This window comes from Microbacterium sp. M28 (genome assembly GCF_025836995.1).
Classification (GTDB): Bacteria; Actinomycetota; Actinomycetes; order Actinomycetales; family Microbacteriaceae; genus Microbacterium.
In genome coordinates, this window is record NZ_CP107546.1 from 1 (window position 1) to 26,320 (window position 26,320).

At 67.2% G+C, this 26,320-nt stretch carries 29 protein-coding genes and 2 tRNA genes; 21 read left to right on the plus strand and 10 right to left on the minus strand.

What is annotated here, in order from left to right:
* Positions 1 to 100: 100 nt before the first annotated feature.
* The 13 genes from dnaA to OED01_RS00065 all read left to right on the plus strand — a co-directional run bounded on the left by dnaA (position 101) and on the right by OED01_RS00065 (position 14,471).
* Complete coding sequence (gene dnaA, locus OED01_RS00005) at positions 101 to 1,492, plus strand: chromosomal replication initiator protein DnaA (protein WP_264156342.1); 1,392 nt, start codon at positions 101 to 103, stop codon at positions 1,490 to 1,492.
* An 816-nt stretch (positions 1,493 to 2,308) separates the two neighbouring features.
* Positions 2,309 to 3,451, plus strand: a complete 1,143-nt coding sequence (gene dnaN / locus OED01_RS00010) for a DNA polymerase III subunit beta (protein ID WP_264156343.1) — start codon at positions 2,309 to 2,311, stop codon at positions 3,449 to 3,451.
* Between the two features lie 2 nt (positions 3,452 to 3,453).
* Entirely contained in the window at positions 3,454 to 3,918 is a 465-nt protein-coding gene (locus OED01_RS00015; RefSeq protein ID WP_264156344.1) for a GNAT family N-acetyltransferase, read from the plus strand.
* A gap of 380 nt (positions 3,919 to 4,298) precedes the next feature.
* Positions 4,299 to 5,513, plus strand: coding sequence for a DNA replication/repair protein RecF (recF, locus tag OED01_RS00020; protein ID WP_264156345.1), 1,215 nt, complete (start codon positions 4,299 to 4,301; stop codon positions 5,511 to 5,513).
* Positions 5,510 to 6,013 carry a DciA family protein gene (locus OED01_RS00025; RefSeq protein ID WP_264156346.1) on the plus strand — a complete coding sequence of 168 codons (504 nt, stop codon included), beginning with the start codon at positions 5,510 to 5,512 and terminating at the stop codon, positions 6,011 to 6,013. Before recF ends, OED01_RS00025 begins: the two co-directional genes overlap by 4 nt.
* Positions 6,014 to 6,131: 118 nt before the next feature.
* A complete protein-coding gene (gene gyrB, locus OED01_RS00030; RefSeq protein WP_264156347.1) occupies positions 6,132 to 8,201 on the plus strand; it encodes a DNA topoisomerase (ATP-hydrolyzing) subunit B in 2,070 nt (689 codons plus the stop codon).
* A gap of 57 nt (positions 8,202 to 8,258) precedes the next feature.
* Complete coding sequence (gene gyrA / locus OED01_RS00035; RefSeq protein WP_264156348.1) at positions 8,259 to 10,808, plus strand: DNA gyrase subunit A; 2,550 nt, start codon at positions 8,259 to 8,261, stop codon at positions 10,806 to 10,808.
* A gap of 5 nt (positions 10,809 to 10,813) precedes the next feature.
* A complete protein-coding gene (locus OED01_RS00040) occupies positions 10,814 to 11,218 on the plus strand; it encodes a DUF3566 domain-containing protein (RefSeq protein ID WP_264156349.1) in 405 nt (134 codons plus the stop codon).
* A gap of 151 nt (positions 11,219 to 11,369) precedes the next feature.
* Entirely contained in the window at positions 11,370 to 12,635 is a 1,266-nt protein-coding gene (locus OED01_RS00045; RefSeq protein WP_264156350.1) for a sensor histidine kinase, read from the plus strand.
* Positions 12,623 to 13,306 carry a LuxR C-terminal-related transcriptional regulator gene (locus OED01_RS00050; protein WP_264156351.1) on the plus strand — a complete coding sequence of 228 codons (684 nt, stop codon included), beginning with the start codon at positions 12,623 to 12,625 and terminating at the stop codon, positions 13,304 to 13,306. The genes OED01_RS00045 and OED01_RS00050 overlap by 13 nt, the downstream gene beginning before the upstream one ends.
* Entirely contained in the window at positions 13,303 to 14,244 is a 942-nt protein-coding gene (locus tag OED01_RS00055) for a DUF4097 family beta strand repeat-containing protein (RefSeq protein ID WP_264156352.1), read from the plus strand. The genes OED01_RS00050 and OED01_RS00055 overlap by 4 nt, the downstream gene beginning before the upstream one ends.
* A gap of 53 nt (positions 14,245 to 14,297) precedes the next feature.
* A tRNA-Ile gene (locus tag OED01_RS00060) sits at positions 14,298 to 14,371 on the plus strand.
* 27 nt (positions 14,372 to 14,398) lie between these two features.
* A tRNA-Ala gene (locus tag OED01_RS00065) sits at positions 14,399 to 14,471 on the plus strand.
* A 21-nt stretch (positions 14,472 to 14,492) separates the two neighbouring features.
* Here the strand turns inward: OED01_RS00065 and OED01_RS00070 are convergent.
* Positions 14,493 to 15,134: a TetR/AcrR family transcriptional regulator gene (locus OED01_RS00070; protein WP_264156353.1), complete on the minus strand. Its 642-nt coding sequence runs from the start codon at positions 15,132 to 15,134 to the stop codon at positions 14,493 to 14,495.
* Between the two features lie 117 nt (positions 15,135 to 15,251).
* Here OED01_RS00070 and OED01_RS00075 point away from each other — a divergent pair, with 117 nt between their 5' ends.
* Entirely contained in the window at positions 15,252 to 15,782 is a 531-nt protein-coding gene (locus OED01_RS00075) for a dihydrofolate reductase family protein (protein ID WP_264156354.1), read from the plus strand.
* Here the strand turns inward: OED01_RS00075 and OED01_RS00080 are convergent.
* Both OED01_RS00080 and OED01_RS00085 read right to left on the minus strand, forming a co-directional pair.
* The gene (locus tag OED01_RS00080; protein ID WP_264156355.1) at positions 15,779 to 16,189 is read right to left on the minus strand and encodes a hypothetical protein; all 411 of its coding nucleotides are present in this window, start codon (positions 16,187 to 16,189) and stop codon (positions 15,779 to 15,781) included. The two genes, OED01_RS00075 and OED01_RS00080, sit on opposite strands and share 4 nt — an antisense overlap.
* A gap of 216 nt (positions 16,190 to 16,405) precedes the next feature.
* Complete coding sequence (locus tag OED01_RS00085) at positions 16,406 to 16,894, minus strand: GNAT family N-acetyltransferase (RefSeq protein WP_264156356.1); 489 nt, start codon at positions 16,892 to 16,894, stop codon at positions 16,406 to 16,408.
* Between the two features lie 66 nt (positions 16,895 to 16,960).
* Here OED01_RS00085 and OED01_RS00090 point away from each other — a divergent pair, with 66 nt between their 5' ends.
* Positions 16,961 to 17,236, plus strand: coding sequence for a hypothetical protein (locus tag OED01_RS00090; protein WP_264156357.1), 276 nt, complete (start codon positions 16,961 to 16,963; stop codon positions 17,234 to 17,236).
* Between the two features lie 168 nt (positions 17,237 to 17,404).
* Here OED01_RS00090 and OED01_RS00095 read toward each other — a convergent pair whose 3' ends face one another.
* The 3 genes from OED01_RS00095 to OED01_RS00105 all read right to left on the minus strand — a co-directional run bounded on the left by OED01_RS00095 (position 17,405) and on the right by OED01_RS00105 (position 19,500).
* Complete coding sequence (locus tag OED01_RS00095) at positions 17,405 to 18,484, minus strand: 3-deoxy-7-phosphoheptulonate synthase (RefSeq protein ID WP_264156358.1); 1,080 nt, start codon at positions 18,482 to 18,484, stop codon at positions 17,405 to 17,407.
* A gap of 238 nt (positions 18,485 to 18,722) precedes the next feature.
* Positions 18,723 to 19,166, minus strand: a complete 444-nt coding sequence (locus OED01_RS00100) for an iron chaperone (RefSeq protein WP_264156359.1) — start codon at positions 19,164 to 19,166, stop codon at positions 18,723 to 18,725.
* A gap of 103 nt (positions 19,167 to 19,269) precedes the next feature.
* Positions 19,270 to 19,500, minus strand: coding sequence for a tautomerase family protein (locus tag OED01_RS00105; protein WP_264156360.1), 231 nt, complete (start codon positions 19,498 to 19,500; stop codon positions 19,270 to 19,272).
* 58 nt (positions 19,501 to 19,558) lie between these two features.
* Here OED01_RS00105 and OED01_RS00110 point away from each other — a divergent pair, with 58 nt between their 5' ends.
* A complete protein-coding gene (locus tag OED01_RS00110; RefSeq protein WP_264156361.1) occupies positions 19,559 to 19,981 on the plus strand; it encodes an NUDIX hydrolase in 423 nt (140 codons plus the stop codon).
* A 4-nt stretch (positions 19,982 to 19,985) separates the two neighbouring features.
* On the opposite strand, the gene OED01_RS00115 is transcribed toward OED01_RS00110, so the two are convergent.
* Both OED01_RS00115 and OED01_RS00120 read right to left on the minus strand, forming a co-directional pair.
* The gene (locus tag OED01_RS00115) at positions 19,986 to 20,468 is read right to left on the minus strand and encodes an aminoacyl-tRNA deacylase (RefSeq protein ID WP_264156362.1); all 483 of its coding nucleotides are present in this window, start codon (positions 20,466 to 20,468) and stop codon (positions 19,986 to 19,988) included.
* Positions 20,465 to 20,950 carry a DNA helicase gene (locus tag OED01_RS00120; RefSeq protein WP_264156363.1) on the minus strand — a complete coding sequence of 162 codons (486 nt, stop codon included), beginning with the start codon at positions 20,948 to 20,950 and terminating at the stop codon, positions 20,465 to 20,467. Before OED01_RS00120 ends, OED01_RS00115 begins: the two co-directional genes overlap by 4 nt.
* 160 nt (positions 20,951 to 21,110) lie before the next feature.
* On the opposite strand from OED01_RS00120, the gene OED01_RS00125 reads away from it, so the two are divergent.
* Both OED01_RS00125 and OED01_RS00130 read left to right on the plus strand, forming a co-directional pair.
* Complete coding sequence (locus OED01_RS00125) at positions 21,111 to 21,668, plus strand: peptidylprolyl isomerase (protein ID WP_264156364.1); 558 nt, start codon at positions 21,111 to 21,113, stop codon at positions 21,666 to 21,668.
* 22 nt (positions 21,669 to 21,690) lie between these two features.
* On the plus strand, positions 21,691 to 22,584 hold the full coding sequence (locus tag OED01_RS00130; RefSeq protein WP_264156365.1) for a rhomboid family intramembrane serine protease: 894 nt from the start codon (positions 21,691 to 21,693) through the stop codon (positions 22,582 to 22,584).
* Positions 22,585 to 22,728: 144 nt separating this feature from the next.
* Here the strand turns inward: OED01_RS00130 and OED01_RS00135 are convergent, their stop codons facing one another.
* Positions 22,729 to 22,968, minus strand: a complete 240-nt coding sequence (locus OED01_RS00135) for a cell division protein CrgA (RefSeq protein WP_264156366.1) — start codon at positions 22,966 to 22,968, stop codon at positions 22,729 to 22,731.
* A gap of 80 nt (positions 22,969 to 23,048) precedes the next feature.
* On the opposite strand from OED01_RS00135, the gene OED01_RS00140 reads away from it, so the two are divergent.
* From OED01_RS00140 to OED01_RS00150, 3 genes are read left to right on the plus strand one after another with little or no spacing between them, the layout of a single operon-like run.
* A complete protein-coding gene (locus OED01_RS00140; RefSeq protein WP_264156367.1) occupies positions 23,049 to 23,831 on the plus strand; it encodes a class E sortase in 783 nt (260 codons plus the stop codon).
* A gap of 10 nt (positions 23,832 to 23,841) precedes the next feature.
* The gene (locus OED01_RS00145; RefSeq protein ID WP_264156368.1) at positions 23,842 to 23,997 is read left to right on the plus strand and encodes a hypothetical protein; all 156 of its coding nucleotides are present in this window, start codon (positions 23,842 to 23,844) and stop codon (positions 23,995 to 23,997) included.
* The gene (locus tag OED01_RS00150; protein WP_264156369.1) at positions 23,994 to 24,644 is read left to right on the plus strand and encodes an anthranilate synthase component II; all 651 of its coding nucleotides are present in this window, start codon (positions 23,994 to 23,996) and stop codon (positions 24,642 to 24,644) included. The genes OED01_RS00145 and OED01_RS00150 overlap by 4 nt, the downstream gene beginning before the upstream one ends.
* On the opposite strand, the gene pknB is transcribed toward OED01_RS00150, so the two are convergent.
* Positions 24,626 to 26,302, minus strand: coding sequence for a Stk1 family PASTA domain-containing Ser/Thr kinase (gene pknB, locus OED01_RS00155; protein WP_264156370.1), 1,677 nt, complete (start codon positions 26,300 to 26,302; stop codon positions 24,626 to 24,628). The two genes, OED01_RS00150 and pknB, sit on opposite strands and share 19 nt — an antisense overlap.
* Positions 26,303 to 26,320 lie beyond the last annotated feature (18 nt).

Consider the following 26,320-nt stretch of genomic DNA (forward strand, 5'->3'; position numbering starts at 1 on the left):
TTGCCGTTCACAGCTCTGGTGACTACCGTGGCATCCGAAGTTATCCACAGGGGGGCCTGCCGTCGAGGCGACTCTCCGATCCTCGTCTGCACGGAGCGCCATGTCCTCGCCTGCCCACCCCGACGTCCCGGTCTGGAACGAGGTGCTCGAGGTCCTGGCGGACGACGACCGCGTCACCCCGCAGCTGCAGGGCTTCCTCTCGCTCGCCGTCCCCGCCGGCGTGATGGGCGCGACGCTGTATCTGGATGTGCCCAACGACCTCACTGCGGCCCAGATCAACAAGCGTCTGCGGGTTCCGCTCATGGAGGGCCTCGCGCAGACCGGCGGCGAGGTCACCTCGTTCCGCGTCGTGGTGAATCATGAGCTCGCCGATCAGCCGACCGCTCCGATCGCCGTCTCGGATTTCGCCCGCATCGATCCGCCCCGCGTGGAATCGCCGATGGAGCAGCCGAGCGCGGTCCGTCATGAGTCCCGCCTGAATCCGAAGTACACGTTCGACAACTTCGTCATCGGCCAGTCCAACCGCTTCGCGCACGCTGCGGCTGTCGCCGTCGCCGAGGCGCCGGCCAAGGCCTACAACCCTCTGTTCATCTATGGTGACTCGGGGCTCGGCAAGACCCATCTCCTGCACGCCATCGGCGACTACGCGCAGTCCCTGTATTCCGGAGTCAAGGTCCGGTACGTGTCGAGCGAGGAATTCACGAACGACTTCATCAACTCGATCGCGAACAACCGCGGCTCCGCCTTCCAGGCCCGCTATCGCGACGTCGACATCCTTCTCATCGACGACATCCAGTTCCTGCAGGGACGCGCCGAGACGCAGGAAGCCTTCTTCCACACGTTCAACACGCTGCACGATCACAACAAGCAGGTCGTGATCACCAGCGATGTGGCGCCCAAGCATCTGACCGGCTTCGAGGATCGGATGCGCAGCCGCTTCGAGTGGGGTCTCATCACCGACGTGCAGGCACCGGACCTCGAGACGCGAATCGCGATCCTCCGCAAGAAGGCGCAGAGCGAAGCGCTCCACATCCCCGACGAGGTGCTCGAGTACATCGCCACGGTGGTTTCGTCGAACATCCGTGAGCTCGAGGGCGCACTCATCCGCGTCTCAGCGTTCGCGAGTCTGAATCGTTCCTCGCTCGACATCGCCCTCGCACAGACCGTTCTGCGCGACATCGTCGACACCGCCGAGGACAACATCATCTCGCCGACGGACATCATCACCGCCACGGCGCAGTACTTCAAGCTGACGGTCGACGACCTGTACGGCTCGAGCCGCTCGCAGCAGATCGCCACGGCCAGGCAGATCGCCATGTATCTGTGCCGCGAGCGCACGAACCTCTCCCTACCCAAGATCGGCCAGCTCTTCGGCAACCGCGACCACACGACGGTGATGTACGCGTACAAGAAGATCAGCGAGCTCATGAAGGAGCGTCGCTCCATCTACAACCAGGTGACCGAGATCACCACTCAGCTCGGCCGCCGCTGACTCCAGGTGCTGACGGGTCGCTGCTCAGCGCGTTCACCCGTTTCGACTCGCTCCGCTCGCTCAACGAGCGAAGAGAATGCCGCTCGACCCTTCACGCGATCGCCTCGACGAAGCGACCCACCTCCCTCGCCTCCCTATCCGGCGCAGCCGTCGACGAAGTCGACGCTGCCCTCCCCTCACCTTCCCTTCCCTTCCCCCGACGCGGTCGGACCACCGGTCATACCCCGATGAGGGTGTGGATGCCGCGGAGCGAGCATCGGGAGGGGCCCGCGAAGCGGGAGGGTCCCCGCTCTGCGAGCGAAGCGGCATCCCCACACCCGGCGCCGACACCCGGGCGCCGACACCCGGCGCCCACACCGGCGTCGACGACCGGACGACGGGCCCGCCCTCTACCTCCCGCATGCAGAACTCGGCACTTGACACGCCGCGCCGCCCTCGGATATGCCCGTTTGCACATGTGGATAACTTGTGGATGAATCCCGTTGTTAACGGGACGAATCGATGCTGGACGCGTCATCCTGTGGATAACTCCCAGAACGCCGGTGATGCCCGATCATCCCGAAACCCGCGGTTTCCTCAGGGATTCCACAACTCACAGCTGTGTAGTTTCCTACTCTCGACTGCTATCCACCGAGTTATCCACAGTATCCACAGCGGTTAACACCGTTAAGGAGTTAACCCGAATGAATGGCGATCCGATCACCTCGAAGGTGTGGAAACCGGGGCGTAGGGGTCGGACGCACTGTGGGGCTACGATGGGAAGCCCTGCGGTGGGCCCGCCTGCGCAGGTCTTGTAATTACGACGAGGGAGCGCCCGTGAGGTTCCAGGTCAACCGCGATGTCTTCAGCGAAGCCGTGTCCTTCGTCGTCAAACTTCTGCCGCAGCGCAATCCGCAGCCGATCCTGGCCGGTGTGCTCATCGAAGCCGGCGAAGCGGGCCTGACGCTCTCGGCATTCGACTACGAGGCGTCCGCACGGACGACCATCGAGGCGACGGTCGAGACACCGGGCACGATCCTCGTCCACGGCCGTCTTCTGTCCGACATCGCAAGCAGGCTCCCGAACGCACCCATCGAGATCGCGGTCGAGGAGGACGGCGGGATCGCCGTCACCTGTGGATCCGCACGCTTCACACTCGCAGCGATGCCGGTTGAGGAATATCCCTCGATCCCCGAGGTTTCAGGCTCATCCGGTGTCGTTCCGGCCGAGGACTTCGGCACGGCGATCGCACAGGTCGGTTTCGCGGCATCCCGCGACGACGTGACGCCTGTCCTGACCGGTGTCCAGCTCGAGGTCTCCGGTCACAGCCTCAGCCTGGTCGCGACCGACCGGTACCGCGTCTCGCTCCGAGACGTCCCGTGGGATGGCACCTCGGCCGACCAGACGGCACTCGTCCCCGCGCGGACCCTGCAGGAGGTCGGCAAGACCTTCGCGCACGCCGGGAACATCGAGATCGCGTTCTCCGGCGAGGGCGATCGCGAGATCATCGCCTTCACCGCCGGAAACAAGACGGTCACTTCTCTCCTGATCAAGGGCAATTTCCCGCCCGTCCGCAGGTTGTTCCCCGAGCAGACCGATCACTACGCGGTCGTCAACACGGCTGACCTCATCGAAGCCGTTCGCCGCGTATCGCTCGTGCTCGATCGCGCAGCTCCGCTGCGCTTCACGTTCTCGAGCGACAGCGTGACGATGGATGCTTCGGGCAGCGAGCAGGCTCGGGCATCCGAGTCCGTCGACGCGCACCTCTCCGGTGGTGACGAGGTCACGCTCGGACTGAACCCGCAGTACCTGGTCGAGGCGCTCGGTGCGGTCAAGAGCGAGTTCGTGCGCGTCACGTTCACCTCGAGCGACAACGCCAACAAGCTCAGCCCGATCCTGGTGACCAGCCAGACGTCGGTCGACCAGGCAGGCAACGACTCGTACAAGTACCTGCTTCAGCCGAACCTGCTGCTGCGCTGATCGTGCTGGAGCGGATCTCCCCGGAGGTCGCGGCACGCATCATCGCGCGTGACGAGAAGGTCGGCGATGCCTGGCACGCCGAGTATCCGTTCGAGGACGAACTGGTGCCGTTGCGGATGCTCGCACAGCAGCCGAACCCGCATCCGGTCTTCACGCTCTACCTGGTCCGCGATCAGGACGGACTCGCGGTCGGCGGCCTGGGGTTCTTCGGTCCGCCGGATGAGACCGGAACGGTCGGGATCGGCTACGGCCTGATCCCCGCCGCTCGCGGCAGAGGATTGGCATCGGATGCCGTCATGCACGCTGTTCGCATCGCCGCCGAGCACGGTGCCCGGCGCATCATCGCCGACACCGATCTCACGAATCTCCCCTCGCAGCGCGTGCTCCTCAAGGCTGGCTTCAGCGAGACCCACCGCGACGCCGAGAAGGCCTTCTACGAGCTGGATCTCCGTCACCGCTCTGCCTGAGTGCAACCGATCGTCATCCGGTGCCGCTCAGCAGTGACCACGTTTCGACTCGGTCGGCTCCGCCGTCCTCGCTCAACGAGCGATCTTCGCGCGCCCCGCGCAGCCGTCGGCGAAGCCGACGCTGCCCCTCCCTCCTCCCCCTCCCCTCCCTCCCCTCTCTCTTTCCAGAACGGGAGTCCACCGTTCCCGTCGCTTCGTGAGGGCGGAGGGATGCTCCGAGAGCGAGCCTCGGGAGGGACCCGCGAAGCGGGAGGGACCCTCCGCGAGCGAACGGAGCATCCCGCAGCCCGGCACCCTTCCGGCACCGATCCCGACATCCGGCATCCTCCCCGGCATCCGCCCGCCATCCGCTGTCCGACACCCCGACTAGGCTGACTCCCGTGATTGTGGAGCACCTGAACCTGGTCGATTTTCGCAATTACGCGACCGCTGATCTGACCCTTCATCGCGGTCCGAACGTCCTCGTCGGCCGCAACGGTCAGGGCAAGACCAATCTCGCCGAGGCGATCGTGTTCCTCGCGACGCTGGGGTCGCATCGCGTCTCCGCCGATGCGCCGATGGTCCGCGACGGGCACGAGTTCGCGATCATCCGCGCCCGGCTCTCGGTCGGCGAGCGTCGTGTCCTCATCGAGGTTCAGCTGAACAGACAGGGCTCCAACAAGGCGCGCATCAACGGATCACCCGTGAAGACGAGCGAGCTTCCGCGCTACGCACACGTCGTGCTGTTCGCGCCGGAGGATCTGCAGATCGTCCGGGGCGACCCGTCCGCACGGCGCCGGTTCGCCGATCAGCTGCTCATCCAGCGGGCTCCGCGCATGGCTGGTGTCCTCGGCGACTACGACCGGGTGCTCAAGCAGCGCACGGCGCTGCTGAAATCCGCCCGCGCCCGCGGCATCCGAGGCGAAGCGCTCACGACCCTCGAGGTCTGGGATGACAAGCTCGTCGCTCTCGGCAGCGAGATCATCGTCGCGCGGCAGCGCTTGGCCGCCGATCTTCAGGCTCCGTTGGCGGAGGCGTACTCGGCGATCGCCGGCGCCGATCACCGCCCGGAGCTCGAGTGGGCGCTGTCCGTCCGAGGCGGCGACCCTGAAGAGGGCGAACCGGCGGAGACCGTCGCGCTCGAGCGCGCGGACATCGCCGAGACGTTCCGCGCGGCTCTGCTCGCCAAGCGCACTCAGGAACTCGATCGGGGGCTCACCCTGGTCGGCCCGCACCGCGACGACCTGCTGATGCGGGTGCGTTCGCTTCCGGTGAAGGGGTACGCATCCCACGGTGAATCCTGGTCGGTGGCTCTCGCACTGCGCCTCGCCTCGGCCGAGCTCCTGCGCAGCGAATCGCCGGCCGGCGATCCGGTGCTGATCCTGGATGACGTGTTCGCCGAGCTCGACGCGGACCGACGCCGCCGGCTCGCGACCCTGACCAGCGGTTACGAGCAGGTGGTGGTGACGGCCGCGGTCGAGGAGGATATCCCTGAGGTGCTGCACCGCCATGTCGTGCGCATCGACGCCGGCACCATCATCGACGACCGCGCCGATGCGAACACCAGCAGTTCCGCTGAGGCATCCGACCAGACAGACGAGGGGAGCGACGCATGACCGAGCACATCACGCATACGGCAGCAGAGATCCCCGAGACCGTCGCGACGTACCTGCGCCTGCGCGGCTTGAAGCCCAGCTCGAAGAACTGGAAGCGCAAGCGACGCATCGCCGATGACGACGAAAACGCGCCGTTCACTCCGGGACGCGACCCAGGATCGCTGGGCGCCGTCCTCGACGTCCTCACCAAGGAGGCCGGCTGGGAGTCGACGATGGCCCGCGAGGACCTGGTCAGGCAGTGGGCGGATCTGGCCGGAGCGGACACCGCGAAGCACTCCGATCCGGTGTCGCTGGAGAACGGGATGCTCACCGTGAAGTGCGATTCGACGGCCTGGGCGAAGAACCTGCAGTACATGCGCGGGACGATCCTCACCGAGATCGGCAGGAGGTATCCGGCTGCGGGTGTGGAGAACCTCCGTTTCATCGGCCCGGACGTTCCCTCTTGGAAATGGGGCCCGAGAGCCGTCCCAGGGCGGGGCCCGCGCGATACCTACGGGTAGGACACCACGAGAGGCATCCCGATCGATTTGAGGGCCACACACGGCCTTTCAGCGCGATGAACCGCTTCGAGTACAGGTAGACTGGACTTCACAAGATCGATGTGGAGACTGCCCTCTGATGACGCCTGAATCCCCCGCTGACGAGACGGAATCGACGACCGGGGGCACCCCCGACGCGCAGGCGAGCTCCGCCGGCTCCTCCGCGAAGATCGAAGCCGAGTACGGCGCCGACTCCATCCAGATCCTCGAAGGACTCGAGGCGGTGCGCAAGCGCCCCGGTATGTACATCGGGTCCACCGGTCCCCGAGGCCTGCACCACCTGGTCCAGGAGATCGTCGACAACTCCGTCGACGAGGCCATGGCCGGTCACGCCGACACCATCGTCGTCACGCTGCTCGCCGACGGCGGTGTCCGTGTCGTCGACAACGGCCGCGGCATCCCCGTCGATCCGCACTCCTCCGACCCGACCAAGTCCACGGTCGAGGTCGTGCTGACGATCCTGCACGCCGGCGGGAAGTTCGGCGGCGGCGCGTACGCCGTCTCCGGTGGTCTGCACGGCGTCGGCTCGTCCGTCGTGAACGCGCTGTCCACCCGTTTCGACGTCGAGGTCAAGCAGAAGGGCTTCGTCTGGCGGCACAGCTTCGCCGACGGCGGTGTGCCCCAGCAGCAGCTCGAGAAGGGCGAAGCGACCACCGAGACCGGAACGAGCATCACGTTCTGGCCGGATGCCGAGATCTTCACCGAAGGCATCGAGTTCGAGTACGAGACGCTGCGCACCCGGTTCCAGCAGATGGCGTTCCTGAACAAGGGGCTGCGCATCGAGCTGAGCGACGAGCGCGAGGGCGCGACCTACGAGACCGAGGTCGACGGCCAGACCGTCACCAAGCAGCGCGCGGACGTGTTCCACTACGAGCGCGGACTCGTCGACTACGTCGAGTACCTGAACAAGGTCCGTCACGCCGAGGTCGTCAACGACGAGATCATCGATTTCTCCGCCGAGGACACCGTTCGCAAGATCTCGGTCGAGATCGCGATGCAGTGGACGACGTCGTACACCGAGAGCGTGTTCACCTACGCGAACGTCATCAACACGCACGAGGGCGGCACCCACGAAGAGGGCTTCCGCGCCGCGCTGACCACGCTGGTGAACAAGTACGCGCGTGCGAACAACATCCTCAAGGAGAAGGACGAGAACCTCTCGGGCGACGATGTGCGCGAGGGGCTGACGGCCGTGATCTCGGTCAAGCTCTCCGAGCCGCAGTTCGAGGGTCAGACGAAGACCAAGCTCGGCAACACCGAGGCCAAGGCATTCGTGCAGAAGGTCGTCGGCGACCAGCTCGGTGACTGGTTCGACCGCAACCCCGTCCAGGCCAAGAACATCATCCGCAAGGCGATCGACGCAGCGACCGCGCGCCTGGCTGCCCGCAAGGCGCGCGAGACGGCCCGTCGCAAGAGCGTGTTCGAGTCCGCTGCGATGCCGGACAAGCTCAAGGACTGCACGAGCAAGGACCCGTCGATCAGCGAGATCTTCCTCGTCGAGGGCGACTCCGCCGGCGGTTCGGCGGTGCAGGGTCGCGACCCGCACACCCAGGCGATCCTGGCGCTGCGCGGCAAGATCCTCAACGTCGAGCGCGCCCGGATAGACAAGGCTCTCGCGAACCGCGAGGTCCAGGCGATGATCCAGGCCTTCGGCACGGGCATCGGCGAGGACTTCGACATCGAGAAGGCGCGCTATCACAAGATCGTGCTGATGGCGGATGCCGATGTCGACGGCCAGCACATCACCACGCTGCTGCTGACGCTGTTGTTCCGCTACATGCGCGGGCTCATCGAGGCGGGCTTCGTGTATCTCGCGATGCCGCCGCTCTACCGCCTCAAGTGGTCGAACCAGCCGCACGAGTACGTCTACTCCGACGAAGAGCGCGACGCGCTGCTCAAGCACGGCCTCGACAACGGCAAGCGCATCCCCAAGGAGGGGATCCAGCGCTACAAGGGTCTCGGTGAGATGAACGCCAAGGAGCTGTGGGAGACCACGATGGACCACTCGACACGGACGCTGCAGCAGGTGACCATCGATGACGCCGCTGCCGCCGACGAGATCTTCAGCGTGCTGATGGGGGAGGACGTCGAGTCGCGACGCAACTTCATCCAGCGCAACGCCAAGGACGTCCGCTTCCTCGACATCTAGCAGAGCACCGGCCGGCATCCGGATCCGACAAGCTCAGCACCCTGAGAAGAGACACATATGACTGACGAAGAACGCCCCGACATCAGCGCCGGGCACGACCACGGCAAGATCGACCAGGTCGATCTGCAGTCGGAGATGCAGCGCAGCTACCTCGACTACGCGATGGCCGTCATCGTCGGCCGCGCGCTGCCCGACGTGCGCGACGGCCTCAAGCCGGTGCACCGCCGCGTGATCTACGGCATGTACGACGGCGGGTTCCGCCCCGATAAGTCGTACTCGAAGTGCGCGCGCGTCGTCGGCGAGGTCATGGGGCAGTACCACCCGCACGGCGACACCGCGATCTACGACACCCTCGTGCGTCTCGTTCAGCCGTGGGCGCTGCGCTACCCGCTCGCGCTCGGCCAGGGAAACTTCGGCTCCCCCGGCAACATGGGCGCCGCAGCCCCTCGTTACACCGAGACGAAGATGGCTCCGCTCGCGCTCGAGATGGTGCGCGACATCGAAGAGGAGACCGTCGACTTCCAGCCGAACTACGACGGTCAGACCCAGGAGCCGACGGTCCTGCCGTCGCGGTTCCCGAACCTCCTCGTCAACGGTTCCGTCGGCATCGCGGTCGGCATGGCGACCAACATCCCGCCGCACAACCTCCGCGAGGTCGCCGACGCCGCGCTCTGGGCCATGGACAACCCGGATGTCTCGCGCGAAGAGCTGCTGGACGGCCTGATCCAGCGCATCCCCGGTCCTGATTTCCCGACCGGCGCGCAGATCCTCGGCACGAAGGGCATTCACGAGGCGTACCGCACCGGTCGCGGCTCGATCACGATGCGCGCGGTCGTCAACGTCGAGGAGATCCAGGGCCGCACGTGCCTCGTGATCACGGAGCTGCCCTACCAGGTCAACCCCGACAACCTCGCCGTCAAGATCGGCGATCTCGTCCGCGAGGGCAAGATCACCGGCATCGCCGACATCCGCGACGAGACCAGCGACCGCACCGGCCAGCGCCTCGTCGTCGTCCTCAAGCGGGATGCCGTCGCGAAGGTCGTGCTGAACAACCTGTACAAGCACACCCAGCTGCAGGACAACTTCGGCGCCAACATGCTCGCGATCGTCGACGGCGTGCCGCGCACGCTCGCGCTCGACGGTTTCGTGATGCACTGGATCGACCACCAGATCCACGTCATCGTTCGCCGAACCACGTTCCGCCTGCGCAAGGCCGAGGAGCGGATGCACATCCTGCGCGGCTACCTCAAGGCGCTCGACGCGCTCGACGAGGTCATCGCGCTCATCCGCCGGTCGCCCACGGCGCAGGACGCGAATGAGGGTCTGCAGAAGCTCCTCGACATCGACGAGATCCAGGCCGACGCGATCCTGCAGATGCAGCTGCGGCGACTCGCCGCGCTCGAGCGTCAGAAGATCATCGACGAGGCGACCGAGCTCGAGGCGAAGATCGCCGACTACAACGCGATCCTCGCCGACCCGATGCGTCAGCGCGCCATCATCCGCGAAGAGCTCGTCGGCATCGTCGACCGCTTCGGCGACGAGCGTCGCACGCACATCCTGCACGGCTTCGACGGCGACGTGTCCATGGAGGACCTCATCGCCGAAGAGGAGATGGTCGTCACCGTCACCCGCGACGGCTACATCAAGCGCACGCGCAGCGACAACTACCGGTCGCAGCACCGCGGCGGCAAGGGCATCAAGGGCGCGCAGCTGCGCGCCGATGACATCGTCGAGCACTTCTTCGTCACGACGACGCACCACTGGCTGCTGTTCTTCACCGACAAGGGACGCGTCTACCGGACGAAGACCTACGAGGTGCCGGAGGCCGGCCGTGACGCGAAGGGCACGCACGTCGCGAATCTGCTCGCGCTGCAGCCGGACGAGGGTATCGCTCAGATCCTCGACATCCGCGACTACGCCGTCGCCGACTACCTGGTCCTGGCGACCAGGGACGGACTGGTCAAGAAGAGCCGCCTGGGCGACTACGACACGAACCGTCAGGGCGGTGTCATCGCGATCCGTCTGAACGAGGAGGACGAACTCGTCGGCGCGCTGCTGGTCGACAGGTCCGACGACATCCTCCTCATCAGCCGACGGGGCATGTCGGTGCGCTTCAGCGCGACCGACGAGGCGCTGCGTCCGATGGGGCGCGCGACCGCCGGCGTGAAGGGCATGAAGTTCCGAGAGGGCGACAGCCTGCTCTCGGCATCCGTGGCCTCCCCTGGTCAGTTCGTGTTCGTGGTGACCGACGGCGGGTACGCCAAGCGCACCGCGATCGAGGAGTACCGCGTCCAGGGACGCGGCGGATATGGCATCAAGGTCGCGAAGCTCAACGACGATCGGGGCACCCTGGCCGGTGGTCTGATGGTCGCGGACGACGACGAGGTCCTGGTGGTTATGTCCAGCGGCAAGGTGGTACGCTCTGCCGTGGCCGAGGTCCCGGCGAAGGGCCGCGACACCATGGGTGTGGTGTTCGCGCGAACGTCCGGAGATGATCGCATCCTCGCCATCGCCCGCAACGGAGAGCGGGGCCTCGCCGAGGAAGAAGCCGCGGCGGATGCCGATTCCCCCGACTCCGACAACACACAGACTTCTGAGGAAAGCTAAGACGCATGAGCACAGTAGCCGACAAGCTGGCGAAGAAGTCGACGCGCAAGTCCGGGGGCAAGCAGGTTCGCCTGCGCCTGGTCTACGTCGACTTCTGGTCCGCCGTGAAGCTGGCGTTCCTCGGCGCGATCGCGTTCGCGGTCGTGACGATGGTCTCGTTCTTCCTGGTGTACATGGTGCTGCAGGCGACCGGCGTCATCGCGCAGGTCGATGACATCCTCGGCAGCTTCACCGACGGCGCGTTCTCCCTCTCCGAGACGGTCGGCCTGCCGCAGGTCATGGCCTTCGCCGCAGTCGTGTCGATCCTGAACCTCATCGTGTTCACGGTGCTCGGCGCTGTCATCGCGGGTATCTACAACCTCGCGGTCAAGGTCACCGGCGGTCTGCTGGTCGGCTTCACCTCGAACTGACGCAGGTTCTCGACGGAAGGCGGATGCTTCGGCATCCGCCTTCCGTCGTCTCCGCCTCAGTCGCCGGCCGTGGCGGAGTAGGGAAAACCCGAAGCGAGGTGTCCGGATGCCTCGGTATCCCGCGAGAGCGCGGAACCGTAGCGTTATGGGCATGACGAATCAGACTGCAAGCCCCGCAGCGCCGGTCGCGGAGCGGCCGCCGGTGCGATTGCTCTTCACAATCCTCCAGCTCACCGCGCTCGGCGTGGTCGGCTCGGGTGTCATCGGCATCCTGAGCGGACTGCTCGGTGCCGGTGTCGCTCTCGTGTTCGCCTTCGGCATCGGCCTGATCTTCCTGGTCGGGCTCGTCTACGCGATGTTCGGCGTCGCCTGGTTCGAGGTCATGCGCGTCAGCAGCCTCTACGATCTCGACCTTCCCGCGCTGCGGTGGCGGCGTCGCACCACCCCCGGTTTCGGCGGCTGGCTGCGCTCGCTCGGCCGACAGGCCGTGGACGGACCGATGTGGCGGGCGCTGGTCAACTTCATGCTCGCGTGCATCGCCGGTGCGCTGATCCTGCGCCTGTTCTGGGGAATGATCTGGTCGGCGATCACGGCGTTCGCGCCCCTGACTCTGGACGGCACGGTCGACGGCCCCTACGGCAGCGAGATCCTGGTCGCCTGGGCGCCTCTGGTCGGCATCCTGGGTGTCGTGATCTCCGCCGGCGCGATCGTCGGACTCGCACTGCTGCACCGGGTGCTCACCCGGGCGCTGGTGGTTCCGAGCCGCGAGGCCGAACTCACCGAGCAGGTGCGCACCACGAGCGCGCAGCGGGAGGGCGCCGTGCGCGCCGCCGACGTCGAACGCACCCGCATCGAGCGCGATCTCCACGACGGCGTCCAGCCCCGCCTCGTCTCGGTCGGGATGACGCTGGGTCTCGCCCAGCAGAAGATCGACGAGGACCCCGCGAAGGCCAAGGAGCTGATCTCCGAGGCGCACACCTCCACCAAGGCGGCCATCACCGAACTGCGTCAGCTCGCCCGCGGCATCCACGCATCCGTCCTGGACGACCGCGGCCTGGACGCCGCTCTGTCCGCCCTCGCCGGCCGGTCGCACATCCCCGTGCACCTGGACGTCCGTATGGACGGGCGGTGCAGCAGAGAGGCCGAGGCGGCCGTCTATTTCGCGATCGCCGAATCCCTGACGAATGCGGCCAAGCACTCCAGGGCCAGTGACTGCCGCGTGATCGTGCGCCGTCGCGAGAACGGCGTGCTGTGGGCGCGGGTCGAGGACAACGGCATGGGCGGGGCGCAGATCCAGCCCGGCGGTGGCCTCGACGGCATCTCCAACCGCGTGCTCGCCGCCGGCGGCACGTTCCGACTCGACAGCCCGCAGGGCGGTCCGACCAGCCTGGAGGTGAGCGTGCCATGCGCATCCTGATCTGTGAGGACTCCGTCCTGCTGCGCGAAGGTCTCGTCCGGCTCCTCGAGGACGCCGGCCACGAGGTGGTCGCGGCACTCCCCGACACGGTCGGTCTGGATGACGCCGTCAGCGAGCAGGCACCCGAGCTGTGCATCCTCGACGTGCGTCTGCCTCCGACCTTCACGGACGAGGGGATCCGCGCGGCGCTCGGCATCAGGGCCCGTCAGCCGCAGCTGCCGATCCTCGTGCTGTCGCAGTACGTCGAGGAACGTTATGCGAGCGATCTGATCGCCGCGCAGGGCGGCCCGCTCGGCTACCTGCTGAAGGACCGGGTCGCGGACGTCTCGGAGTTCGTGGCATCCGTCGAACGGATCGCGGACGGCGCGACCGTGCTCGACCCCGAAGTGGTCGCGCAGCTGCTCACCCGGCGCAACAAGGACGACCGGATGCTGCGGCTCACCGAACGCGAACGCACCGTCCTCGCGCTGATCGCGGAGGGGAAGTCGAACCAGGCGATCGCCGGGCTCCTGTTCCTCTCCGAGGCCAGCGTCGAGAAGCACATCACATCGATCTTCCAGAAGCTCGGATTCGAGCAGGACGAATCGGGCAACCGGCGGGTGCTGGCGGCACTCGCCCACATCGAGAACAACGGCGGCCCTGCCGCCGGACAGACAGGAGCGGCACGATGAGCACGAATGACAACGGCGGGCACGAGATCCCGCTGACTCCTCCCCCGTCGAATCAGGGAGCGCCCGTGAACCCGGCGCCGACCGCGGCATCCGCGCCGTCCGCGGGCGGTACGGCTCAGCCGCCGACGGGATCGGCGCGACCGGCCTCCGGGCCGGGACGCCCGATCGGCATCGTCCTCGCCGTGATCGGCGGCGTCGCCCTGCTCGGGTCCGGCACCACCGCAGCCTTCGCGGCCGGCAGCCAGCTGAGCCGGAGCGACTCGGTCTCGACGACCGACGTCACCGGCATCCAGTCGCTGGAGATGGAGGTGGGCGCCAGTGACGTCAGTGTCCAGTTCGGCGACGTCGACGAGGCCGAGCTCCGCGTCGACGGCGGCAGCGGCGCCACGTGGACGCTCGAGCGGGACGACGACGAGCTCATCGTCCACAGCCCGAACCGGACCTTCGGATGGTGGTTCGGCGGTTGGTTCGGCGACGACGAGCGGGTCGTGCTGACCCTGCCCGAGAGCCTGCAGCGCGCCGGCCTCGACCTCGACCTGGATCTCGGTGCCGGCAGCCTCGAGGCCTCCGGGGAGTTCGGCGAAGTGGATCTGCACGTCGGTGCCGGTGCGCTGACGCTGGAGGGATCCGCCACCTCGGTGGATGCCGACATCAGCGCCGGTCGGGCCGAGATCGAGCTCGCGGACGTCAGCGAAGCCGACCTGGGCATCGCCGCCGGACGGCTGACGGCCGAGTTCACCGGCACCACTCCGGACATGATCACGTTCGAGGTGAGCGCCGGATCGCTCGAGCTCACCGTGCCGGATGACGTGTACAACGTGACGCAGGAGGTCAGCGCCGGATCCTTCGACAACCGTGTCGAGACGTCCACCACGGCATCCAGCACGATCGATGCGAAGGTGTCGGCCGGGTCGGCGACGCTGCGTGCGGGGGACTGACCGGCCTCGATTCGGTTTTTTCGTCAATCTCGGGTAATCTCTTGGAGGTTGACGGGGCTATAGCTCAGGCGGTTAGAGCGCTTCACTGATAATGAAGAGGTCCCAGGTTCAAGTCCTGGTAGCCCCACTCCACACTCCAACTGAACACCCTCACGGGGCCTTAGCTCAGTTGGTAGAGCGCCTGCTTTGCAAGCAGGATGTCAGGAGTTCGAATCTCCTAGGCTCCACAGTCAGAACCGGTCGGACACTCAGTCCGGCCGGTTCTCTGTTTCCGGCGTGCACCGTGCGGCGATGGTCTCGGCGGCCTGTTCGACCACGTGCGCTTTCTCGCTCTCCGCGAGCGCCCATCCGCCGTGGACCAGTCGCGGCCAGAACACGGTGGTCGCGATCATCCCGAGGAACTGGGCGGAGATGACGTCGGCATCCTCGACCCGGGCTGTTCCCACGTCGCGAGCACCGACGAGGAACGTCCGCAGTGCCGCGAGCACGGGGAGCGTGCCGAAGTCGAAGGTCCGCTCGCGAAGTTCGGGGAAGCGGGGAGACTCTGCGATGACGATGCGCATCAAGTCAGCCATGCCCGGTCGATCGAGCAGTCGCACGTAGGCGCTCCCGAGGATCACGAGCCCACCGAAGAAGTCATCCGGATCCGGTGCGACCTGTTCGGCGTCCGGGACACTTCCCGTTGCGAGCACCGTCGCTTCGAACAGCTCCGCCTTGGTGGGGAACTGCTTGAACAGCGTGGCCCTCGATACGCCGGCCTGCCTGGCGACCTCGGCGAGCGAGGTGCGGTCGTAGCCGTTCTCCAGGAACGGCCGCGCCGCCGCTCGGAGGATCGCAGCCCGATTGTCCGCTGCGATCTGCTGGTGATACTCCGACAGCTTGCGGGTCATGGCTCCATTATCGCATTGAGGTGAGCCACTTGACTCACCTCAATGCGACGAATAGATTGCCGACATGGTGAGTCGCCGGACTCACCTCGACGAGAGGGGAAGGACATGGCGAAGGTGATGATTCACGCGACAGTCTCCTTGGACGGGTTCATGGCGGACCCGGACGGCGGGATGGACTGGATGAACGGGTTCCCCGTGGCCCCGGAGGACGAGCAGATCGTGGAGAGCATCTGCTCCGGCATCGGAGCCATCATCGGCGGCGCGAACAAGACCCGCACGATCGAGGACGGCGAGATCCCGTACGGCGGATACCTGAAGGTTCCCGTGTATCTGATGACGCACAACGAGCAGGAGACGGTGGAACGCGACGGGACACGATTCACGTTCGTCGTGGACGACATCGAGGAAGCCGTCCGTCGGGCCCGCGCGGATGCGGGTGAGAAGTGGGTGAGCCTCCTGGGCGGGCGAGTGGCAAGGCAGTGCCTCGCCCTCGGGCTCGTGGATGAGCTTCGGCTCCATGTCGTGCCGGTCGTGCTGGGTGAAGGTATCCCGCTCTTCGCCGGGTTGGAGAGACAGCTTCGTCTCGAGCGCCTGGAGACCGCTGCGTTCGCGAGCGAGGTGCACCTCCGCTACAGGGTGTTGAGCTAGGGCACGATCATCACGGAGTGCTCATTCGTTCCGGTGTCGCAGGTCGTGATCTCCCAGACCGAGGATCCGTCCTCCGTGATGCGTGTCATCTCGATGATCAGCGGGCTCGGCCACGTCTCACCGGACTGCATCGCCGCGCTCAGGGCGTCGGTGCCGGCGTCCCGTTCGGGCTCGGTGAGTTCGACGTCGTGCTTCGCGATGACTTCCAGGGTCCTCACGTCGAGGAGCGACTCCTGACCTGCGCTCGGATCGTCGACCGGGTCGCCGAACACGTCGTCTCGACCGGAGGCGGCTCTGATCCGCCAGACCCATCCCTCGTCGATGTACTCGAGACGCAGGCCGACGACGCTTCCACCCACGCCGCCCTCACTGGGCAGCGCCTCGAGGAAGTCGGTGGGCCAGGTCAACTCAGGTGGTTTGCAGGAGCCGGGATGGTCATCTCCGACGGCGGCAGGCGGTGTCGGGATAGGAGCGCAGGCGACGGATGTCGCCACCATCCCCAGCAGGACCACGAGCGACGCGCTTCTTCGAGACGCATTGAGCATTCTTGGACTCCTCCGGGCTCATCAACCCGAGCCGGGTTGGTCCGTACACCGTGAACAGTAGCCGAACAGGCATCCCGATCAGTCGTCGTCCCATTCGGCGAAGTACCAGAGCACCGGTTCGTCGATGCCGGGGAGGCTGTTGCGGAAACCGTGCCGCTCGTAGAAGCGGCGCGCGTCCGTATCGCCCGAGTCGACATTGATATGCATCTCGCCGGCTCCCCTGCGGCGGGATTCCGCGACGGCCCGCGCGAGCAGCACCGCGCCGATCCCCTCGGATCGACGCTCCGGTCGCACGTAGAGCTCGTCGAGAGTCGCGACGTGTCCGCCCTCGTTGTAGACGGCCGGTCGCAGCGCGATGAGCGCGTAGCCGATCGCGCTCCCGTTCGACGAGGCGATCAGGGCGAAACCGGCCGGATCGGCGAGGAATCGCCGGAAGCGGGGAAGCAGGATGTCGAACGGCGGCTCCGGCTCGTCGAACTCGTCGCCGAAGTCGATCTGCAGTTGCGTGAGCACCTCGGCATCCGGCGCACCGGCGAAGGCGATCGTCACCTCGGATCCGTCGTGCATGTTCGCCTCCGCGCCCAGTCTGCCGTGCGGTCGGGGGCGGCACCAGCCACCTCGTAGGATCGAAGAGTGCTGATCGGTCTCATGCGTCCCGTGGAAACCCGCTCCGTCGCGGTGGAAGCCGCTGACCTCGCAGGAGTCCAGACCCAGCTGGCGGCGCAGCGTCCCGACGGTTTCGACCTCGTCTCCGCTCCGGTCGAGATGATCAAGGGAGCGGCCATCCTCCAGGCGGTCGGAACCTTCGCCCGCCGCGACCAGGTCACCCGGGTCGAGGCGGAGGACATGGCCGCGCTCGAGGCAAAGGTGCCCGAGGGCTGGCAACTGCTCAACGTACTCCGCACCTGACGCCGGTCGACGGCGGAGGCTGGGTCGCAGAATCCGCCGTTCTGACCCGGTGTGCGGATTCCGGGTCGCAGACTGCGCCGCTTTCGCGGCCGCGAAGCGACAGAATCTGCGACCGGGTCCAAGGCCGACGGCCCCTGGGTGCCAACGTCTGCGACCTGTTCGCCGCCGTCAGCCGCGCCGCGCCCGCGCCGCCGCCGCCAGACCGGCGAGCACGTCGGCGGTCGTGTCCCACCCCATGCACGCATCCGTCACGCTCTGTCCGCGCACCAGTCCGCCGGGACCCTGCGTCACATCCAGCTTCTGCGCGCCGGCGACGAGGTTGCTCTCCACCATGACGCCCGCGATTGCGGAGCCGTCGGACGCGATCTGTGCGGCGAGCTCCCGAGTGACCTCCGCCTGACGCACGTGATCCTTGCCGCTGTTGCCGTGGCTCGCGTCGATGATCAGCCGAGCCGTCAGGCCCGCGGCCTCCAGCCGCGAAGAGGCGTGCGCGACGTGGTCGCCCGAGTAGTTCGGCCCATCCGCACCGCCGCGCAGGATCACCGAGGTGTCCGGGTTGCCCGTCGTCGTCACGAGGCTCGCCCGCCCGTCGGCGCCGATCCCGAGGAACGCCTGCGGCGAGGATGCGGCGGCCGCGGCATCCAGAGCGACCTGGAGCCCGCCGTCCGTCCCGTTCTTGAAGCCGATCGGCATCGACAGTCCGCTCGCGAGTTGACGGTGGATCTGGCTCTCGGTCGTCCGGGCCCCGATCGCTCCCCACGAGACGAGGTCGGCCGTGTACTGCGGGCTGATCGGCTCCAGGAACTCGGTCGCGCACGGCATCCCGAGCGCCGTCACGTCGCGCAGGAACGCACGCGCCTGCCGCAGCCCGGTCTCGATGTCGTGACTGCCGTCGAGGTGCGGGTCGTTGATGAGGCCCTTCCAACCGACGGTCGTGCGGGGCTTCTCGAAGTAGGTGCGCATCACGATCAGCAGATCGTCGCGGTGCCGCTCCGCTTCGCGCGTCAGCCGACCGGCGTACTCGAGTCCGGCAACGGGGTCGTGGATCGAGCACGGGCCGGCGATGACCAGCAGGCGGTCATCCTCGCCGGCCATGATGGCGCGGATCGCGTCGCGGGTCCGCGAGACGAGCGCCGCGCGTTCATCGCCGACCGGCAACTCGGCGGCGATCTCCGCGGGTGCGGGGATCGTGGTGAAGGCCGCGACATGGAGATCCGCGGTGGCGTCGATCGTGGCTGCGTCTTTCATGTGCAGGGGTCCTGTCCTGTCGAGGGCGGACCCGATGCAGAGCCCGCCGAAACGGCGAAAGCCAGAGCGAATGCTCTGGCTTGTCGGCTCTGAAGGTGTCGGTACGCGCTAACTCAGCGCCGGCCCCTCCAGAGCCGACTCGAAATACGCATACCAACGGGATGTCATGGACATGACACTACCTCATGATCGCGGGTGCTCCGCGCGGCGACGTCGCAGACGCCGCCGCGCGAGGACATCAACTCGCCGCGAGCCGGATCCGCTCCGCCAGGAATGCGAGGTCGGCATCCGTGAGGTCGGTCACGGCGTACGACGTCGGCCACACGGTGCCCTCGTCGAGATTCGCGATGGTCTCGAAGCCGAACGTCGCGTACCGGACTTTGAACTTCGTCGCGGGCTGGAAGAAGCACAGCACCTTGCCGTCCTTGCCCCACGCCGGCATGCCGTAGTACGTGCGCGGCACCAGGTGCGGGGCGTTCTCGCCGACCAGCTCGTGCAGCTTCGTGGCGAGAGTCCGATCGGGCTCGGCGAGCTCTGCGATCTTCGCCAGCACCTCGGCCTCGCCCTCGGCGCGGCGCTCCTCCGGCGTCTTCTTCGCGCGCGAACGCGCGGTCTTCTTCTCGGCCGCCGCGGCCTTCATGGCCTCGCGTTCTTCGCCGGTGAAGTTCTTCGTCTCGGACATCGGTTCCTCCTCGGGCTGGTTGTGAGATCAGCCTATGGATGCCGATGGCGGGGCGCTTCTCCATTCCTGATCGATGCGCGGGACGCATCGGACCAGGACGCGTTCAGGAGAACGAGGACGTCACCTTGGAGACCTGCGCCGCCCGCGAGTCGTCCTCGCTGGCGAGAACGCCGCCGTTCGCGACGAAGTCGGCGGCGACCTCCTCGAACATGATGCGCACGTCCTGGCGTCGCGCGCCGAGGGCGTCGACCGCGGCATCCGTGACCGCTTCGGCGAAGGCGCGGCGCTGATCGACGGAACGGCCAGGCAGAAGTTCGACTCTGATGTTCGGCATGGCAGAAGCCTAGGACACCAGGGCCGACCGGCCATGCGCCGACCGCTACTGTGAGTGGATGGACCTGAGAGTCGCCGCCTACGCGGTCGTCACCGATGACGATGACCGGATCCTCCTCGCCCGATGGACCGAAGGCCGTCGCGCGGCCTGGACGATGCCCGGCGGGGGCCTCGAGGCCGGGGAGGACCCGGAGGACGCGGTGCGGCGCGAGCTGCGCGAGGAGACCGGCTACACCGTGCAGGTGGGCGAGCTGCTCGGCATCCATTCCCGCGTGATCCCGGCCGGTCGCCGTGTGCACAAGGCCGACGTCCCGCTGCACACCCTGCGGATCCTGTATCGCGCCCGTGTCACCGGCGGACGCCTGCGTTTCGAACGGGACGGTTCGACCGACATGGCCGGATGGTTCGACGTGCCAGCGGTAGCGGAGCTCCAGCGGGTCAAGCTCGTCGACATCGCGCTGCGGATGGCCGGCATCCTCTAGCCGGTCAGCTGCGCGGCTTCTCCGGCTCGGAGATGTCGGCGACCGTCGCGCCGTAGGCGGCGATCAGGGCATCGGCGTCGACGAACAGGCTGTATCCGTGGGCACCGGCGCCCATGGCGACGCGCTGGCCGACGATGGACGCGTCGGCGAAGACGGGCCAGTCCGTGGTGCTGCCGATCGGGACGATCGTACCGCGCTCGTAGCCGGTCGCCGCGAGGGCGAGCTCCGGTTCTGGCAGACGCAGCTTGTTGACCCCGACCACCGCGCGCAGCTTCGGCCACGAGATCGACCGGCCGCCGGGGACCAGCGCGAACAGGTACGTGTCATCGGATCGTTTGACGACGAGCGTCTTCACGATCCCGGAGGGTTGAATGCCGAGGATCTCTGCGGCTTCGTGGAGACTGCGTGCCTGCGGCCGCTCGCGGATCTCGATCTCGAGACCACGGGCGGCCGCAGCATCCTTGACCCTGGAGTGCGGGTCGGTCACGCGTTCGGCGCGGACAGCGGGTCGTCCGCGACCCACAGCTCGTCGTCGGCGCGCAGGGCCTGCCATGCGGCGTACAGGACGCCGATCGCGGCGGCGGCACCGAGGACGATCGCGACGACCGAGCCCAGACCAGGGCCGCTCTTCTTCGCGGGGACGATGGTGACGCCGTGACGCTTCGCGTTGGCGATGTCCCACGCGGAGAGGGCCGAGCCGACCACGCCGCCGACGACGGGAACGAGCTTGTCGTCCATGACGTGCTTGCCGAAGCGCACGCTCTGGTCTACGACCGGAGCGACCCGGCGCTTGTAGGCGTCCTGGACGACAGGCACGACCTGTTCGCTGTTGAGCTTGCCGAGCTGGCGGCCGGCCTCACGAGCGACGTCCGCGGCCTGTCCGACGAGCACCTGCTGGGTCTCCCACAGCTTGTTCGCGTCATTCTGCAGACGGCGCAGTTCCTTCTTCCGCTTTCGGCTGAGGCTCACGATGCTCTCCTGTCCATTGGAGTACGGGTTCCCCATCATGCCAGACATGACTGGATGCGGGCAGAGATTGTGGCCACCCTTGCCAGGACCCTTCGATCGCGCTAAGCGATCAGGCGGGCCATCCAGGCCATTCGTCGCGTCGCTCTGCGAGAATGGAGGAATGCCTCACGCTTCGCACGTCGCAACCCTGCACACCAACCACGGCGACATCGTCGTCAACCTCTTCGGCGACCACGCCCCGAAGACCGTCGCGAACTTCGTCGGCCTCGCCGACGGTTCCCGGGACTGGACCCACCCCGCCACCGGCAAGCCCGGCGAGGGTCCCCTCTACAAGGACGTCATCTTCCACCGCATCATCCCGAACTTCATGATCCAGGGCGGCGACCCGCTCGGTCAGGGCGTCGGCGGCCCCGGCTACAACTTCAATGACGAGATCCACCCGGAACTGAACTTCAACGAGCCCTACATGCTCGCCATGGCGAACGCGGGCCTGCGTCGCAACGCGATCACCGGTGAGCTCGAGGGCACCAACGGCTCGCAGTTCTTCATCACGACGGACCCGACCACCTGGCTGATGGGCAAGCACACGATCTTCGGCGAGGTCGCCGACGACGCCTCGCGCGCCGTGGTCGACGCGATCTCCGCCGTCCCGACCGCCGCCGGCGACCGTCCGATCGAGCCCGTCGTGCTGCAGTCGATCGACATCGTCGCGGCCTGACCGACCGTACGCGCCGATCCGGATGACGAACACCGAATTCACGAGCAATCGTGACAACTTCTGCTATCGGCATCCGGATCGGCAGAGCTTCGTGCTCTGCCAGCGCTGCCTGCGCACCATCTGCCCCGAGTGCCAGACGCAGGCCGCTGTCGGCGTGATCTGCCCCGAGTGCCTCAAGGAGCAGAAGCAGAACCGCACTCCCGCCCAGAAGAAGGCTGATCGCCGCTGGAACGGCGGCCGCTCGATCCTGGCGCCGGCCACCGGCAAGCCGATCGTCACCTACGCGATCATCGCCGTCACGGCGTTCATCTGGCTACTGACCCTGATTCCCGGTATCGGCGCGAGCATCCAAGGCGCCCTGCTCTTCAACGCGGTCTATCTGTACCCCGATCTCAACGGCGGCGTCTTCGAACCGTGGCGCGTGCTCACTGCGGCCCTGGTGCACAGCAGCAGCATCTGGCACATCGGCTTCAACATGCTCTCGCTCTGGGTGATCGGACGCACCCTGGAGCCGATGCTGGGGCGCTGGCGATTCCTGACGCTCTATGTGCTCAGCGCGGTCGGCGGCTCGGTCGCCGTGGCATGCATCGACCCGCTGCAGTCGGTCGTCGGCGCCTCCGGCGCCGTGTTCGGCCTGTTCGGCGCGCTGATCATCATCGGTCGGCATATGGGCGCGAACATCACCGGCATCCTGGTGATCATCGGCCTCAACCTGGTGATCGGATTCATCCCCGGCTTCAACATCGCCTGGCAGGCGCACATCGGCGGGGCGGTCGTGGGACTGCTCGTGGCGCTCATCTTCACCCGAACCCGTCGCCGTGACCAACGGGTGTGGCAGATCCTGTGGCTCGTCGCGCTCGGTCTCGTGCTCGTCGCGCTGCTGGCGTTCGTCCCCCCAGCGGTCCTGCTCGCCTGATCTGCCGTGTGCACAGGGTGTGAATAACACCGGTGTAATTCTCCCCACCCTGTGGATGAGCCTGTGGATAACTCTCCGTCGGCGCCAACGGAAGAACCCCCTCACGGATGCCGTGAGGGGGTTCTTCGCACAAGACGTGGGGTGTCAGCGCCAGCGCGTGGTCATCAGGAAGCCGATCAGCGCGATGCCGAGACCGATCGCGAGGTTCCAGGACTGGATGCCGGGGATCGGCCACTGCATGCCGGAGATGTAGAAGACGAGGATCCAGGCGAGGCCCAGCAGCATGAAGCCGATCATGACGGGCTTGAACCACACGGCGTTGGGCGCCTGCTCGCCTTCAGCGCGCTCGACGACGGGTTCTTCGCTCTTACGGTCTCGTGCCATGGGGGCCATTCTACCCATGTGTCCTGCGATCGCCCGAGCCATCGGGCCGACGCACACGTCGAGCGGATAGGATCGCGCCTGTGACAGCATCCGTCGTGCCCGAGAAGCGTCGCGCCCGACGTCCGCGTCAGCGCGCGACGTTCACGAGCGTGCTCGGCGAACTCCTGCTCACGGCGGGTGTCCTGGTCATGCTCTTCGTCGCGTGGCAGATGTGGATCGGTGACATCATCATCAGCGCGCAGCACAACGCCGAGGGCGCCGCCGTCTCCGAGGAATGGGCCAGCGCGCCCGCCCCCGAGCCGCCTCCGGTGATCACCGACGACACCGGTGAGACGTTGTACGAGCCGCCGATCCTGCCGCATCCCGGTGACGGCGAGGAGTTCGCGCGGATGCTCATCCCTCGGTTCGGCGGCGACTACAACGTCGCCATCGCCGGCGGCACCAGTCGCGCGGTCACGCTCGACAAGATCGGCATCGGACTCTACGAGCAGTCGAAGATGCCGGGTGAGGTCGGCAACTTCTCCCTCGCCGGGCACCGCACCACCTGGGGCAAGCCGTTCAACAAGATCGACAAGCTCAGGACCGGTGACGCGATCGTCGTCGAGACGCCGGAGGGCTGGTACACCTATCGCTTCCGCACGCTCGAGTACGTGACGCCCACGCAGGTCGACGTGCTGCTGGACGTGCCGCAGATGCCCGGCGTCCAGACCGGCGAACGCTACATCACCCTCACCGCGTGCTCGCCGCTGTACTCGCTCGCCGAACGCATCGTCGCCTACGGTGTGTTCGAGGGCTTCCAGCCGCGTGCCGAGGGTCCACCCGAATCGCTGGCGCCCGTCGAAGTCGCCCCGCCGTCCCTCTAAGGAGCCCCTGATGTATGCAGCTCTCTGGCGCATCCTCCCCGGGCCGTGGTGGCTGCGGGTGCTCATCCTCCTCGTCGCGGTCGCCGCGATCCTCTACGGGCTGTTCTTCTACGTCTTCCCGTGGATCGCGCCGATCATCACCCCAGGCGAGGTCGACCTGGAATGACCGTGCGGGTGCTCGTGGTCGACAACCACGACAGCTTCGTGCACACGCTGATCGGCTATCTGCACGAACTCGGCGCCGTCACGACCGTCGTCGAGGCGGATGCGATCGACGACGCCGGAATGGATTCGCTGCTGTCGGGGATCGATGCGGTGCTGCTCTCCCCCGGACCCGGCCGGCCCCGGGATGCCGGCGCCTCGGTCGCCGTCGTCGGTGAAGCCGCCGGTCGGCGGATGCCGGTGCTCGGCGTCTGCCTCGGGCACCAGGCGATCGGTGCGGCGTTCGGCACCGAGGTCTCCGAGGCGCCCGAGCTGATGCACGGCATGGTGTCACAGGTCGCGCACGACGGCTCGGCGCTGTTCCACGGCATCCCGTCGCCGTTCGCCGCCGGTCGCTACCACTCGCTCGCCCTCGCCGAGTCGGAGCTCCCGGCGGAACTCGGGGTGACCGCCCGTGCCGAGCACGGGACGGTCATGGCTGTCGCGCACCGCGATCTTCCGATCCTCGGCGTGCAGTTCCATCCCGAGAGCGTGCTGACCGCGGGGGGCTACCGGCTGCTGGCGAACTGGCTCTCGTCGGTGGGCGATCCGGATGCCGTGACTCGCGCCGCGCGCCTCAGCCCGCTCGGAGACTACGAGCCGGTGCAGTAACGCAGCTCGACCGTGGAGTGCACCGGCACGTCGCCGGGGGCCAGAGACATCGAGGTCACCGTCGGCGGGTTCACCGCGGGGCAGCTGGTGTCCGCGGTCGGGACGGCGGTGAGGCCGAGGCCTTCGAGCTCCTCCGTCGCGGCATCCAGCGTGAAGCCGCTGAGGTCGCGCAGGGTGACCGAGCCGCTGGCGACGACGAGGTCGACGATCGTCCCCGGTGCCACCTCGGCGTTCTCCTCTTCGCTGGCCTCGAGCACGATCCCCGCCGCCTGGTCCTTGTCGTTGACGCGCCGGATCGTGCCCAGTTGGAGCCCGGCGTCCTCCAGCGATTTCTGCGCGTCGGCCTGCGACATGGTGACCAGGCGCGGGACGACGACCATCTCGGCGCCGCTGGAGACGTAGACCGTGATCTCGGTACCCGGTTCCACCGTCGTGCCCTCGGTCGGGTCGGTTCGTGTGACGTTGCCCTCGGCGATGCTCGCGGACGTCTCCTCCACGAGCCTCGTGGTGAGTCCGAGATCGTCGAGCTCCTCCGTCGCCGCGGCGACCGTGAAGCCGCTCAGCTCGGGGACGGTGCGCGACGAGGTCTGCACACTGGGCCCCTGAACGGTGACGACCCAGAACAGCACGGACGCCAGCAGCACGGCGAGCAGCGCGACGCCGGCCCAGATCCAGGCCACCGGCGGACCGGCCTGCGTGCGCGCCATGGTGGTGTCGCTGGAGAGCTGGCGCAGCGTGCGAGCCGTCTCCTGCGCAGCCCGAGGGCTGGGGCCGTACAGTTCGCTCGTCAGGGCGCCGATCTGCTTCTTGCTCGGCGCCTTGCCGCCGAAGGCGGTGTCCAGCGCGGTGCGGAAGCTCGCGGCATCCGGATACCGCTGATACGGGTCCTTCGCCAGGGCGCGCAGCACGATCGGATCGAGGGCCGCGGGGGACAGCTCGTTGACGTCTGTCGGCGGAGCCGGGGTCTCGCTGACGTGCTGGTACGCGACGGCGACCGGCGAGTCGCCGCGGAACGGCTGGCGTCCGGTCAGCAGCTCGTACAGGACCACACCGGTCGAGTACAGGTCGGTGCGGGCGTCGACGGGTTCGCCCTTGGCCTGCTCGGGCGAGAAGTATGCGGCCGTGCCGATGATCTGCGTCGTCTCGGCGACCGTCGACGACGAATCGGAGACCGCGCGGGCGATGCCGAAGTCCATGACCTTGATCGAGCCCTTGGGCGTCACCATGACGTTGCCCGGCTTGATGTCGCGGTGGATGACACCGGCCTTGTGCGAGTACTCCAGGGCTTCCAGGATGCCGTCGACGTAGCGCACGGCATCCGCCGCCGGGACGGGGCCGTTGGAGATGATCGTCTTCAGCAGCGTGCCCTGGACGAGCTCCATCACGATGTACGGGACGGGTTGCGCCGCCGAGTCGTCCTCGCCGGCATCGAACACGCGCACGATCGAGGGATGGGACATCCGCGACGCGGACTGCGCCTCCAGCCGGAACCGCGTGCGGAACGCCGTGTCGCGCGCGAGCTCGGGATCGAGGATCTTGATCGCGACCTCGCGGCCCAGCGTCAGATCGTGCCCGCGGTAGACCTTCGCCATGCCACCGTGGCCGATGAGCTCGTCGACGCGGTAACGTCCCGCGAGGACACGTTGCTCTGTGGACACGGACGACCCCCTGTTAGA

Coding starts and splice junctions, on each gene's coding strand:
- OED01_RS00095 (WP_264156358.1), bottom strand. CDS start 18,484: ATGAAAGACGCAGCCACGATCGACGCCACCGCGGATCTCCATGTCGCG.
- OED01_RS00050 (WP_264156351.1), top strand. CDS start 12,623: ATGCGCATCCTGATCTGTGAGGACTCCGTCCTGCTGCGCGAAGGTCTC.
- OED01_RS00150 (WP_264156369.1), top strand. CDS start 23,994: ATGACCGTGCGGGTGCTCGTGGTCGACAACCACGACAGCTTCGTGCAC.
- OED01_RS00125 (WP_264156364.1), top strand. CDS start 21,111: ATGCCTCACGCTTCGCACGTCGCAACCCTGCACACCAACCACGGCGAC.
- OED01_RS00045 (WP_264156350.1), top strand. CDS start 11,370: ATGACGAATCAGACTGCAAGCCCCGCAGCGCCGGTCGCGGAGCGGCCG.
- OED01_RS00105 (WP_264156360.1), bottom strand. CDS start 19,500: ATGCCGAACATCAGAGTCGAACTTCTGCCTGGCCGTTCCGTCGATCAG.
- dnaA (WP_264156342.1), top strand. CDS start 101: ATGTCCTCGCCTGCCCACCCCGACGTCCCGGTCTGGAACGAGGTGCTC.
- gyrA (WP_264156348.1), top strand. CDS start 8,259: ATGACTGACGAAGAACGCCCCGACATCAGCGCCGGGCACGACCACGGC.
- OED01_RS00040 (WP_264156349.1), top strand. CDS start 10,814: ATGAGCACAGTAGCCGACAAGCTGGCGAAGAAGTCGACGCGCAAGTCC.
- gyrB (WP_264156347.1), top strand. CDS start 6,132: ATGACGCCTGAATCCCCCGCTGACGAGACGGAATCGACGACCGGGGGC.
- OED01_RS00055 (WP_264156352.1), top strand. CDS start 13,303: ATGAGCACGAATGACAACGGCGGGCACGAGATCCCGCTGACTCCTCCC.
- OED01_RS00075 (WP_264156354.1), top strand. CDS start 15,252: ATGATTCACGCGACAGTCTCCTTGGACGGGTTCATGGCGGACCCGGAC.
- OED01_RS00110 (WP_264156361.1), top strand. CDS start 19,559: ATGGACCTGAGAGTCGCCGCCTACGCGGTCGTCACCGATGACGATGAC.
- OED01_RS00025 (WP_264156346.1), top strand. CDS start 5,510: ATGACCGAGCACATCACGCATACGGCAGCAGAGATCCCCGAGACCGTC.
- OED01_RS00135 (WP_264156366.1), bottom strand. CDS start 22,968: ATGGCACGAGACCGTAAGAGCGAAGAACCCGTCGTCGAGCGCGCTGAA.
- OED01_RS00085 (WP_264156356.1), bottom strand. CDS start 16,894: ATGCACGACGGATCCGAGGTGACGATCGCCTTCGCCGGTGCGCCGGAT.
- OED01_RS00145 (WP_264156368.1), top strand. CDS start 23,842: ATGTATGCAGCTCTCTGGCGCATCCTCCCCGGGCCGTGGTGGCTGCGG.
- OED01_RS00100 (WP_264156359.1), bottom strand. CDS start 19,166: ATGTCCGAGACGAAGAACTTCACCGGCGAAGAACGCGAGGCCATGAAG.
- OED01_RS00130 (WP_264156365.1), top strand. CDS start 21,691: ATGACGAACACCGAATTCACGAGCAATCGTGACAACTTCTGCTATCGG.
- OED01_RS00070 (WP_264156353.1), bottom strand. CDS start 15,134: ATGACCCGCAAGCTGTCGGAGTATCACCAGCAGATCGCAGCGGACAAT.